Origin of the sequence: Streptomyces odonnellii, assembly GCF_000981895.1 — a bacterium.
GTDB classification, from domain to species: Bacteria; Actinomycetota; Actinomycetes; order Streptomycetales; family Streptomycetaceae; genus Streptomyces; species Streptomyces odonnellii.
This window is the reverse complement of the sequence record NZ_LATD01000241.1, coordinates 1-12,042: the sequence shown is the minus strand read 5'-3', so window position 1 is coordinate 12,042 and position 12,042 is coordinate 1. Positions and strand designations below refer to the sequence as shown.

The 12,042-nt window shown below is 65.7% G+C and carries 8 protein-coding genes; 2 read left to right on the top strand and 6 right to left on the bottom strand.

Annotated elements, in window-relative coordinates; genetic code table 11:
- Nucleotides 1-292: 292 nt before the first annotated feature.
- The 6 genes from WH07_RS22250 to WH07_RS22220 form a co-directional block, all read right to left on the bottom strand.
- Nucleotides 293-1,084, bottom strand: coding sequence for a hypothetical protein (locus WH07_RS22250; protein ID WP_157877410.1), 792 nt, complete (start codon nt 1,082-1,084; stop codon nt 293-295).
- A complete protein-coding gene (locus WH07_RS22245; protein WP_157877409.1) occupies nt 1,068-3,122 on the bottom strand; it encodes a hypothetical protein in 2,055 nt (684 codons plus the stop codon). Before WH07_RS22245 ends, WH07_RS22250 begins: the two co-directional genes overlap by 17 nt.
- 269 nt (nt 3,123-3,391) lie before the next feature.
- Nucleotides 3,392-3,940 carry a hypothetical protein gene (locus WH07_RS22240; RefSeq protein ID WP_052744520.1) on the bottom strand — a complete coding sequence of 183 codons (549 nt, stop codon included), beginning with the start codon at nt 3,938-3,940 and terminating at the stop codon, nt 3,392-3,394.
- An 801-nt stretch (nt 3,941-4,741) separates the two neighbouring features.
- The gene (locus tag WH07_RS22230; protein WP_046502844.1) at nt 4,742-6,649 is read right to left on the bottom strand and encodes a UvrD-helicase domain-containing protein; all 1,908 of its coding nucleotides are present in this window, start codon (nt 6,647-6,649) and stop codon (nt 4,742-4,744) included.
- A 3-nt stretch (nt 6,650-6,652) separates the two neighbouring features.
- Nucleotides 6,653-8,767, bottom strand: coding sequence for an ATP-dependent nuclease (locus WH07_RS22225; RefSeq protein ID WP_079023448.1), 2,115 nt, complete (start codon nt 8,765-8,767; stop codon nt 6,653-6,655).
- A 180-nt stretch (nt 8,768-8,947) separates the two neighbouring features.
- Complete coding sequence (locus tag WH07_RS22220) at nt 8,948-9,166, bottom strand: helix-turn-helix domain-containing protein (RefSeq protein WP_046502838.1); 219 nt, start codon at nt 9,164-9,166, stop codon at nt 8,948-8,950.
- A 491-nt stretch (nt 9,167-9,657) separates the two neighbouring features.
- Between WH07_RS22220 and WH07_RS22215 the strand changes: the two genes are divergently transcribed.
- Both WH07_RS22215 and WH07_RS22210 read left to right on the top strand, forming a co-directional pair.
- The gene (locus tag WH07_RS22215; RefSeq protein WP_232789011.1) at nt 9,658-10,683 is read left to right on the top strand and encodes a tyrosine-type recombinase/integrase; all 1,026 of its coding nucleotides are present in this window, start codon (nt 9,658-9,660) and stop codon (nt 10,681-10,683) included.
- Nucleotides 10,684-10,777: 94 nt separating this feature from the next.
- The coding region (locus WH07_RS22210; protein ID WP_408645892.1) for a serine/threonine-protein kinase at nt 10,778-12,042 on the top strand (1,265 nt) is incomplete at its 3' end.

Genomic DNA, 12,042 nt, shown 5'->3' with positions numbered 1-12,042 from the left:
AGACCGGGCCGCCCCCCGCCCGACACAACCTAACGAAGCACTACTAGGAAAGTCCATGCTACATTGGCAGCAGACTTAAAGGGGCACTCGCCGTTCCGCGGCCACTGCCCCTTTCTTCTTTTTCTTCCAGGTCGGCTCCCCCACACTCCAGGGCAGGTCCGGCTGGGACGGCTTCTGGGACCGGCACATTACGCAACGCTATCCAAGGCTGGCTGCGCGCGGTGACTGAGCACACCGCAGTGGTCCTGGCATCCGCGCTCACCCCAGCACTATCAGTGACCGTTGGAGCACCTCACGTGCCAAGGCGCGGTCCGCTTGGCGGACTGTCTGGGAGGTGTCCGTTGGCGGACTGGATCTGCGGTGCGAGGGCACGCAGACGGTCGGCAAGTTCTGGCTGGTCATAGCGGGTGAAAATCTGGGCGAGGCTGTCGACGAGGTTCACGCGGGCGGGCGTGGGGAGGCCCTGCACGAAGGTCTGGAGCAGGTGAGCGGCTTGGACCCAAGCGGTATGTGGGGCGTACGCAGTGATTTCTCGTGTCAGCTGACTTAGGGCGTCGATGGTGTTTCCGTCGGCGGCTTCGGGTTGGCGGATGAGCCAGTAGGCGAGCGCCATGGTGGGCGTCGTGGACAGGGCTCGGTGCAGTTCTTCTGCCTGGTGTTGACGTTGGCGGTTGGCATGTTCGTTCAGGGCCTCGTCATGCATCCGGCGCTGAAGGCAAACGACCGCGTCGCTGTCTGAAGTGGCAACCGTCAGGTGGACCTGGGCCCACAGGAGGCGGACGGGAGCATCGTCGAGGTCGTGTGAGATGCCCAGTCGGCTGTTGATGTGGGTTTGGGCGGCCTGGTGTTCCGTAAGCGGATACAGGCCGCTCACGGTGCGAGCCGTTTCAAGGGCGTGGTGGGTGGCTGCAGCATGGGGGTCGTGGTGTTGCCGGGCGGCGGGTGTTTCCTCCCATCGTCCGGTCAGGTGTGCCTGGAAGACGTAGCCGGGGGCGTTGCTGGGCAGCGCGTAGGTGATGTTGTTGTTGGTGAGCTGGCCGGCCCGGGGGGCGGGCCAGCCGGCTCGGTCACGGTTGCGGCGCATGAGGGTCCGGGGGTGCTGCGGGGTCTTCGGCCCTCAGGCGGGTCAGGAGCTGGTCGCGCAGGTGGGTGGCGTCGCTGGGTTGTTGCGAGGGCGGTGCGGGGGTCCAGCTGTAGAGAAGGTTCTGCATGGCGATCATGCGTGGTGCGCTGTAGTGGGGGTCGGTGGGGCGGTGTACGGCGTGCAGGAATATCTGCTGAATGGTGGGGCTGAGGTCGGGTGTGCCCAGTGCGGTCTGCATCCAGTACGCGAACGCCTGGGCCACGATCGAGGACCAGGTGGTCGTGGGCAGGGCGCTGCGCCACATGTTGGTCAGCCACTCGGTCGTGATCTGTGCGTCTGTCAGGAGGGCTGGCCCGTTAGGCGTGCGGCGGGTGGCGAGGTAGGCGAACGTACTTTGCGCCGCCGACTGTTGGGGCTTGCGGTGGTCCCCAGCCCACTGGGTGAGCTGCTTATGGATGGCCGATCGTTGATCGTCTTGATCCCACAAGGCGTTGAGTGCCTGGCTGATGGCTGCGGTGACCTTGTCGCTGTGGACGGCGTCCTGGTGTGCGGGGGTGGCTAGTTCAGCGATTCTGCTCAGCATGCTGGTCGGGTAGATGGTGGCAAGACGCTGGAAGGCGCGGATGAGGACGACTTTGAAGTCGGTGCCGAGAGTGTCCGTCTCTTTGGCCCATCTCCGGTAGGCGCTGCGGGCCAGAGCGCCGGCGTGGTCGTCGATTGCGGCGAGTACCAGCAGGTCGCAGGCGGCGTCGGCGCAGGAGGAGGACCATTGTTCGGCCAGCGAGCGCAGGAGGCTCGTCCTGCGGTGGCGCGCGGTGTAGTGCACGGTCCAGTGGCTGACTCGCTGGGCCAGTGGTGCTGCCAGGTCTGATTCGCCCAGGGTGGTGACTTGGGCGGCGGTCCAGCGGGTGAACTCCTCCAGTAGGTGCGGGCGGTCGTCGAGGAAGTAGTCGACGACTGCTTCGGCGTAGTTGTGGTACCGGAAGCGGATGGTGCCGTCGGGCTGCAGGTCGGCGTTGGCTGTGTGTGTCAGTGCGACGACTCCCAGCCCCTGCTGGCCGCTGCGGGGCTCGGGTTTCTCGCTGAGTGCCGTGGCCAGGCTGGTAGATGCCTCGTAGATCGTGTCCGAGCTCGCGCCCTCCAGTACAGCGGCCGCCAGGAGGTAGTTGCGGTAGGCGCTGTCGCTATGAGTGTTGTGCCAGTTGAGAAGCTCGGTGCGCCAGTCTTCAGCGGCCTTGACCACCTCCAGGACCAAGCCCTTGAAGTACTCGGTGTCGGGCGACGCGTCGGATGCCGGGCGGCCGTTGCGGCGTTCGATGTCCTCGGTGGTGATGATGGCATTCGCCCAGGCGGCCACCTGCGTCGGCAGTAGGGAGTCGAGGCTCCTGCTGATGGGCTCAGGCGCGAGCCATTTCTCAATATTTATGGCGAACGGAGCCTGTTTCAGCTGCTTGCGTAGGATGTCCTTGCGTAGTGGCCCTTCCAGGGGCCTGGCGATTTCTGTTGCTCCCCGCCCGCATTTGGCCCAGGCCGTGGTGCTCATCAGGACGACGAGACAGGATCCCTCGGGCAGCCGGTCTGCGTCCTCGACCAGTTCGCGGCCGAAGCCAGCTGATGGCTGTTCCGCGCGCAGGTCAAGGATCCATCCGGTATGGGGCTCTTGCAGTCCTGCCATGTCGAACGCTTCTTCTGGTTCCCGGCGCACTTGGCGGACGGTCTGGCCCACGCGACGGCGCAGTACATCGAGGGCGGTGCTGAAGCGGCCGCTGCCGTCTGCTCCGGTAAGGACGACGACCGGCCATTGGTCCAGGATCTTGTGTATGGCCTGGTCGTCGTCTTCGTGGCGGACGTAGGTCTTCAGCTGTGCAGCAACTTCCGCGGGAGACAGTGTGACGCCTCGCAGCCGGCGGAATCCCTGCTCGATGAGAGTGCCGATGACCGTGCCGCGGTTTGTGCCGATGCGCTGGCTGACCTGTCCGGTCCAGCCGGGCTCGATGATCTCGTCGTGGAGGTCGGTGTCTTCGGAGCTGCCGTCCACTTCAGGGGTTCCTAGTTGCGCGGGAGCGTCCGACTTCCACGGGGTGTGGGGTGTCGGGACGTCTTCGGGGAAGCCGGGGACAGGGGATGCTTCGTGCTCTCCGGGTTCGGATGCTTTGGGTGACGCCGTGGTTGGGTCAGGTGCGGGTCCCGAGACGAGGTGTGATGCAGGGGGTGCGGCGGTGGCCGGGGGTGCGTCCGGGGCTTGCGGCGTGGCGGCGCTGGAGGTCACAAGAGGTCCTTCTGGAGGCTGGCACGGGAAGTGGGGGTTCAGTCCTTAGGTCGCCTGGCAGGGCTTCCGATGTTCCGGGCACGCATGCCGGTGACTGTGGCCCCTTCGGCGACCGTGGTGATGTCCTGATCTGTCTCCGCGTATCCGCTGATGGTTTCGTCGGCATGCATGCCGGTGACGTGGCCGTGCACAGTGTCGATCTTCTGCCGCGCGAAGGGACCCGAAGGCTGCCGGTTCTCCTCACCCTGGAACGTCAGCCGCTGTCCGTAGAGCTCCTCTAGCCTGCCACGCAGCCGCCCCAGCACCCTTAGCAGCTCGGGATTGCCCACGTCGACGGGCGACTCACCGCGGTGGTACGAGCCGAGAGCATCGCGCAGCAGCTCCAGTTCTCCCTGATGCGTCGCGAGTTGCTCCTCATCGACGGTCAGAGGCAGGGCCAACTCGCCCCGCAGCGGCACTGGTGCCGCCAAGTCGGCCTCAGATGCGCCATGCCTGTCCAGAAGGTTCGCAAGACGCTGGTAGAGGAACGTGAAGGTGGCCGGCAGCCCGGCACCGAGCAACGCGGATAGAGCACTGAAGTCAGACATGAACTCCCCCTGGCTCGCGTCGATTCATGCCAGAAATTCTCACTCGCACACCAACGGCGGAATCCACCCTTTGGAAACATGACCGAAAGACATCCATTCCCCCTCTGTCACACATGTTTCTCCCGTATCAGGAGTCACTTAAGCGCGAACGCTAATGACTTCACGTCTCGTATTCGCGGCCAGGTTCTGCGTCCTGTTGCCCGTGTACAGGTCCGGTGTCACGTCCGGCTCCTGGACTCTGCGGCGGGAGGTGTCCGTGCAGCCGGTAGACCAACTCATCAGGGTGCCTGGCCAGGCGTTCTCGGCGCCAGGCAACATCGAAGGAGAGTCGGCCACGACTACGGGCCACTGCCCAGGCGGCACGGCCGCTGGTGACGGGAGACAGCAGTAATCGCGCGAGTGTCAGACGCATGCCATTCAGCGTGACCGCTCAGATTCCGGCCGACTGACGCTTTTCTCGCACTCTTGCGACGCAGAACGCGCCCGCATCACGAACAAGACATAGGAATATTGGCGAGCAAGGCTCTTTCTTCTTAAGGTCCGAATCCTCCAGTTCCTTCCAGGCAGAGCCGCACTCCCCCTGCCATCACACCCGAAGCGATTTCCTGATCGCATTTTCTGACCGGACGCAAGGGCGCGTTCTAGCCTGTGCCGCTCCTCACCCTCAAGCACAGGCCGATTGCTCGGCCGATCGCACCGCATGGTCGTCCGAAGGCGCGCCAAGATCGCCCTCCAGCCTGGAGGCAGATACGCAACGTCCCGGTCACCTGCCCGGTCGTGCGTGACCAGCCAGCAGCCCGCTCAAAGAGCGCGGAGGTCGTGGACAGACCAGCCGCGGGCCGTCATCGCCTCGATGTGCGGTTGGGCTCGTGTGTGGTGCGCGGCGAAGGCGAGCAGGTGGGTGGGGCGGGTGGCGCCCACGAAGACGAGTTGTGCCGCGCGCTGGATGGTGACCAGGGCTTTGGAGGCGTCTTGCTGTCGGCTCAGGAGTCCGAGGACCTCGTGTACGTCGTATTTCTTGCCGCTGCGTTCCAGGCATTCGAGGATGAGCGTGGCCGCGTGGGTTTCGCCCTTGGCGCTCTGGATCGATCCCGCAACCGACGCCACCACTCCCTGGTGCGCATCAGCCGGCGCCTCAAGCACCGGGACTGACGGGGCGATGTACGGGATGTGGGCAAGGGGCTCGGTGAGACGGGTGACGCCCTTCAAGGGGCTCTGGGTCAGGTCCGGCAGCAGCCGCAGAAGCCGGGCGGTGAGGACAGTCCATTCGACGTGGCTGTCGAGTGGGTTCGTCAGCATGTCGTGCAGGAGCAGGCGTGCCCGGCCTCCGGCGGTGGCCGGGTCTCGGTCCAGTCGCCTCAGCGGGGGCAGGCCGCCGGAACTGGCAAGTCGGGCTACGTCACGGATTGCGTTCCACAGGAGCGTGACGGCTGCGTGGTTGTCGCCGGATTGCCGCTGGGCCTGGGCGGTACGTGCCGTCGTGATGAAACTGCCCGTTGTCTGGACCGGCGTGGCGGTGAAGCCGGGTACGTAGCAGGAAAGGGATTGTGGAAAGGCCTTGGAGCTTCCCCGCATGAGGCGGGCGCCCAGGACACGGGGCGGGTTGTCCAGCAGCAGTTGGCGGGGGACGGTGGCCGCTGCCATCCGTTCGAAGGCCGGTACGACCTCGGCGACGGTGTCGTCGTCGAAGAGCAGGAGGGCGACGGTCCCGTCGTGGCCGGCACCGTCGATGCGTTGGCTGCGGTGGACCGTGAGGTCACTGGCGAGTGCTGCGATCTTGCTGCCGAACCGGCGGCTGACAGGGAGTTGGGCGGCGTGCGGCAAGGGAAACGACCAGGGCTGTGCTGCATCCGGTGCGTCGGCGAAGATGCGCTGGTTGACGTCACCCACACGCTGGACGACCGTGCCCGACGAGCCGAAGACCCTGTCGAGCAGACGTTGCTGGAGGTCGCTGGTGTCCTGCATTTCGTCCAGGAGGACGAAGGGAAAGCGGTGGGCGACAGCCAGCGCGAGCTGGGGGTGATGAAAGAGGTGGTGCTCGGCGAGGGCGAACATGTCGTGGTAGCGAAAGATGCCTCGCTCGGTGAGCACCTCTTTGAGCGCGGCGAATTGTTGGCCACTGTCGCTGGATGCTTTGAAGGGAGGGGTGCCATCAGGACCCGTCGCGACCAGCTGTCCGGCGTCGCAGACGTAGCGGGCCTCGGCGACGAGTGCGGGGCCGTTCGCGCGGTGCCCGAGTGCGGTGTTGAGTTTCCGGAACCGGGCGTGGCGTTCCAGCAGCCGGAGGGCCTCGTCCGCGTACGTGTCGTCGTCTACGGTCTGGACCTCGATGCCCCGGGACCGTAGGGCCGGCAGGGCGAGGAAGGTGTTGGTGAGGGCCTGGATCGTGCCGAAGAAGTGCGGGTACTGAAGCAGGCGGCGTCCCGCCGGTGTGGCGGTGAGGCGGTTGGTGATCTCGTCCTTGGCCGTGTTGGTGTGGGACAGGACGCAGATGCCGCGCGTGGGCGAGGTCCATCCCTGGCTCAGGAGCGCGAGCTTGAGCCCGATCAGGCTGGTCTTGCCCGAGCCGGGAGCTGCTTGCAGGTCCAGGGATTCCGCGCTCTGGATGAAGTCCCACTGCTCTTGGTGCGGCAGTTCGAGGCCGAGTTGCTGGGCGAGTGCCTCGACCTTGTCCTTGATGAAGACGTCGAGCGCGTAGAGGGGTGTCATCGCTCAGACCTCGCTGCACAGATACGTGAAGGCGGCCACGAGGTAGGACGGCAGATCGCCATCGGTCACCGAGGTGGTCTGCAGGAGGCGGGCCGCGTGTTGGGCGGCGATCGGCTTGTTGCCCCGGCCCATCCGCAGCGGCTCATAAATGTCCAAGGCCGCCTTCTCCAGGGGGACGTTGCTCTCTCGCCACTTCTTGACCTCCTCCTGCGCCAAGCGGTCCAGGTCGGCGAGTCTGTCCGCGGTGGGCCAGGTGGTCTTGGAGGCGACAGCAGCGCGGACGGCCTGGTGCATGAGGGTCGCCATGGTCCAGGAGGCTGCGGCCAGGTCGTACTCCAACGTCCAGTGGTCGGAGACGAAGGTGCGTACGTGGCCGCTGTCCTTTTCCTTCAGCGCTGCAACATGCTCGGCGATCTGCTGCCCGGTCATCTCCGCGGAGCTCTTCAGCTGCTTGCGCATCTCCTCCGACGTGCTGGCGGGCACCAGGTCCCGGTCCCGGATGCAGGCCACTGCGACCGGTATCTGCTCGCCCTCGCGCTGGAAGATCCGGCTGTAGCGGAAGAGACCGACGCCGCCGACATTGACGACACTGACGCCGCATTCGCTGAAGGACCGGCCGACAGCCTGTGCGAGGGCGGGCAGGAGGATGGCTTCGGCGTCGCCTTCGACGATGGCGACGCTGCGGGCGAAGAACAGGTTGGCCTTGGTCACGTCGAGGAAGCGGGTGAGGAAGGCGTAGTCGCCCTCGTCGAGATAGGTCAGTCCCGGTGCCAGGCGAAAGGCTGCTCCGCGGGCGACGAGGGTGAGGTGTTCCACCGGGATGGCCGAGGCCAGGTTCGGGCTGTGGGTGGTGAGGATGACCTGGACGGGCGGCGTCCCGGCTGTCCTGGCGGCCTCGGCGCGTTCGCGCAGCAGGTCCATGATGCGGGTCTGAAGTTGCGGGTGCAGGTGGGCTTCGGGTTCCTCGATCAACAGCAGAAGTGCGAAGGCGCTGTTGCCGAGCAGGAGCAGTTCGGCTGCCATGAACAGGGCGTTGTTGTAGCCCAGTCCGTGTCTGGTCCACTCCCCCGTGCCCGCGAACAGGGTGAGTTCCAGCCGTTCCAGGGCGCGGGCAAGAGTGGCGTCGCCGGCGACGCCGATCTCGGCGCGCAGGACGTCGGAGCCGATGGAGAACTTCTGCAGGTAGCCGGTGTTGATGTCGTTGCGGGCCGCGGCCACCGCCTCGTTGTCACCGATGTGGCGTTCCGCGCGGCGCAGGATGCCGACCAGGGTGGTGGCGCTGTCGCTCTCCTCGTCGAAGTCGTCGTCACCTTGTACGCGCATGGCCGGGTAGCCAGCGAGGATCTGCGAGAGCCGCGATCCCCGGCCGGAGCGCAGTTCGGCCTCGGCATCCCGCAATGGGCGCAGGTAGGTGGCCTTCAGCAGTTCACGTGCGGCACCATCCAGAGCGGGTCCCTGCCCGTCGCGTCCGGTGCGCGTGGTTACCGAGACCCTGTGGGGAGGCAGCGGCTCCATCAGCTCCGCTTTGACGGTGACATAGAGGGCGACGTTGCCGTCGTCGTCGGTGGTGAGCAGCTCCAGGAAGACCCCTTGTTCTTCCGTCGTCAGGTCCTTGAAACCGCAGGTGATCTTGAAGGTCCCTGCTCGGCCGTCCTGTCCGACGTGGAAGTCGTCACGCGTGATCCGGTAGAAGTCAGCCGCTGTGGTCAGCAGGCACAGGCGGATCGCGTCAATGATGGCCGTCTTGCCGCTGTCATTCTCGCCGACGAGGACGTTCGTGGCGGGACCGAACTCCAGGCTCAGACTGGCGTCCGTGTCGCCGCGCTTCTGCGGGGACGAGCCGAAGATCCGGAAGTTCTCCGCGTACAGCCAGGCAAGGTACAACGACGTCCCCCGAGCAATGCGGCCCGAGCCCCGGATGGCGCAGGCGGTTGCAACCGCATCAAGTGCCCCACCCGTACGCGGTTCTGACGCATCATACGATTCATCACAACACTTGTGTCTCGTTGGGAGAATCCACCCCCAAGGCTGGAAATGGACACGCCAGATACCCAACTCCGGCAGCAGGGCTGGACCGTCATCGCTGCGCGCCATCAGATGGGGATGATGGGCCTCCATGGCCGACACAACAGCAGGAAGGCACCTGCGCCCGGCCAGGCGACAGGGCGCGGATTGGGCGCCTCGGCGGGTTCACGCGCACCGCCTGCGTGGATCTTCTGGAGGAATCGCGACGCCCAACAGCCCCTACGAGCTCACCACACCCCAGGAAGAATTCGAGAACGTTCGATTGCCCCCGGACTACTGAGACCCGGGCTTGCCGGATTCCTCCCGAGTGATGTGGTTGACGAGTTCCCCCGGCTCTACATCGAGTCCAGCAGCGATGTCCAAAAGCGTGAGCACGCTGGGGCTGCGCTGCCCATGCTCGATATAGATGAGTCCGCGGAAACTCAACCCGCTGCGCTCTGCGAGCTCTTCCAAGGTGTATCCCCGGCCTTCCCTGAAGCGTCGAATCTGCATACCGAGGGACAGGAGTCGGGGATCCGGTGACGGTTCGCGTGGTGGCACACAGCGACACCACCCGCGCAACTTCCCCCAGACAATGAACAGCTGTGCATAATCGGGCTTCAGACTGGAAATCCTGCACGTGAGCACACGTGAATGGTCGTGCGGCTGCGGCGCCACTCGCCCATACGCCTCGCCCGACGTAAACGGCCAGACAGGGTGCGACAGCAGGGCAGTAGCTCACGAGCAATGAACGAGAACACATGGCCAGACCTGCGTTGCCATTCGATCGATGGCACAAGTCATATCCAAAACCCCACCGAGGTGACACTCCCTGTAGGTGCGGGACCAGGAACCGCCCCCTTTACCCGTCAGCGGACCACGGACGAGGGCTCCGCTGGCAAGCTCGCTACGTCGATCACCTCAAGAAAGAGCACAGAGAGTCGTTCGCTACCTGGGAGGAAGCCCTGGACCGGCTCGGCCAACTGGCGAACCAAGACTCGACTGTGACGGGCGCGAGTCAGCCGGTACGCGGTGCACGGGTCGCATTCTTCGGCGCGCAGATGATCGAGCGCAAACGGAAGAAGAAAAAGAGACCCAGCACGATAAACACCTACGAGAGTCACCTCCACAACCACATTCTCCCGTTCGCGGGAAACCGCCTGCCAGCATCGCTGCGGCGGCGCGATTCGATGGCCTTCATCGATCACCTGCTGGAAAAACCCAGCCTCAGATCAGCCCACACAATTGTTCAGATTTTCAAGACGTGGCGCATTCTCATCCACTACATGATGGACGAAGACATTCCGTTGCCCGCCAACATCGTGTCCCGCATCGAGCTCCCTGAGATCGACGACAGCAGAGTCTCCCTGACTCCCGAGCAGGTGGCCGCAGCCGCCGTTGCCATGCGAGAGATCGAGCCGCGCTACGAGATCCTGGTCTGGCTCGGCGCATGCGCAGGACTACGTGCCGGCGAGGCCCTGGGCCTGACGCGGGCGTGCGTCAGCTGGGAGGAGGATCTCCTCTACATCCAAGAGCAGCGTCAGCGCGGCAAGGCCGCACCGCTCAAAACGAAGACCAGCTACGCGACCCCGCCTGTGGATCACTTCCTGATCGAGCAACTGGCGGCCCATGTGGCCAACTTCAGCGAGCCGCAACCGATCACCCACGACGCAGCGCGCAAGCGTCAGGCTCGGGGCCACGTGGAGCCACTTGACGAGGGGCTCATCGTGACAAACCGATACGGGAGGCCCGTACAGAGCAGCGACTTCAACGAGAAGTGGCAGCGAGTCGTCGCCCGGGCCGGACTCCCTGAGCGCGCCCGTTTCCATGATCTCAAGAGCTTCTACACCTCCACTCTCGGCGGCCCAGGCAAGCATGATCCGAAGACAGTCCAATCCCTCTCGCGTCATGCCCGGTTCACCGAAACCTGGGACGTCTATGCCCGCCCACCGAAGATTGCAGAGGGTCTGACGGTGACCGTTTTCGCCCAGGCATTCCACTCGATGCTGCAGCGGCCCAACGGGTGTTGAGTGCGGCGCGAGCATCTCGTTCGCCGCGCACCTGTGACCGAACCGCTGCGACTCTTCCGTCGCTACCGGGGCGGGCGCACGGCGGGGGCGGGCTGTGGTTCTTGAGCTGCGCGGCGCATTACGTCGATACGATCTGCCCATCGTTGCGGCCGATGTGCGCCGTGAGCCGCTTGGGGGAGCCGTCGTGTCCAACCGTGTTCAGCCGGTCCAGCCCGGCGATCCGCGCCGGGTGGGTCCCTACCGCATCGTGGGGCGGCTGGGCTCCGGCGGTATGGGTACGGTGTACGCCGCTCTCACGGCTACTGGCGAGCGGGTCGCCGTCAAGGTCGTGCATCCGGGACAGGCCGCAGACGATGAGTTCCGTGCTCGGTTCCGGCGGGAAGTGCAGCTCTCCCAGCGCGTCACCGGGCCGTGCCTGGTTCCGGTCCGCGACGCCGACACCCAAGCTGCGACGCCCTGGCTCGTCACGCCCTACGTCTCCGGCCTCACCCTCGGCGAGCACGTGACGGCCAACGGCCCCTTGTCCGGAGGGCGTCTGTACGCGCTGGCTACCGGCACCGCAGCCGCACTCGCCGCTGTACACGCCCAGGGCGTCATCCACCGGGACGTGAAGCCGCAGAACGTCATCCTGGCCCCCTCCGCGCCACAGGTCCTGGACTTCGGCATCGCCCACGCCTTGGACGGCACTTCGGTCACCCGCACCGGAGTGATGACCGGCACGCCCGGCTGGATCAGTCCCGAGCACTACCGCACCGGCGCCGTCGGCTCCCCAGGCGACGTGTTTGCCTGGGGAGCCCTCCTCGCCTACGCAGCAACCGGCCGCCTCCCCTTCGGCGGCGGCGCCGCTGATGCGGTGGCCTTCCGCGTCATGCAAGCCGAGCCCGACCTGGACGGCATACCGACCAGCCTGCGGCCCCTGGTGGCCAAGGCTCTGTCCAAAGACCCGTCCGACAGGCCGAGCGCCGCTGAACTCGCGGGTGAGTGCACCGAGTTGCTCTCAGCCCAGGCAACCGCCGTCCTCACATCCGGTGAGCAGCAGCCCACCCTGATATCCGAGCTCGTCAGCGCGCACTGGGACCTGACACCTGAAACCGAACCCGTCTGGCCCACCCCGCCCGCGCGCAACAACCACACACGCCTGTATCTGATGGTCGCCGTGACCGCCGCCGTCCTCGGCAGTGTCGGCGGTGCTCTCGCCGCTGCCTCGCAATCATCAAACGCCGCCCACAGCCAGGCCCTCACACCGAGCAGCCACACGAGCGCCGCCACTGCCACCGCCGCGGCCCAGCAGTCCACTTCCCGGGCAACGAGCCCCGCTACGGTCTCCCCCTCGACGCCAGCGACGTCCCAAACGCCCCA

Excerpts from the sequence above, each read along its gene's own strand:
- WH07_RS22250 (WP_157877410.1), bottom strand. The coding sequence starts at position 1,084 with ATGCGCCGCAACCGTGACCGAGCCGGCTGGCCCGCCCCCCGGGCCGGC.
- WH07_RS22225 (WP_079023448.1), bottom strand. The coding sequence starts at position 8,767 with ATGGAGGCCCATCATCCCCATCTGATGGCGCGCAGCGATGACGGTCCA.
- WH07_RS22230 (WP_046502844.1), bottom strand. The coding sequence starts at position 6,649 with ATGACACCCCTCTACGCGCTCGACGTCTTCATCAAGGACAAGGTCGAG.
- WH07_RS22220 (WP_046502838.1), bottom strand. The coding sequence starts at position 9,166 with ATGCAGATTCGACGCTTCAGGGAAGGCCGGGGATACACCTTGGAAGAG.
- WH07_RS22240 (WP_052744520.1), bottom strand. The coding sequence starts at position 3,940 with ATGTCTGACTTCAGTGCTCTATCCGCGTTGCTCGGTGCCGGGCTGCCG.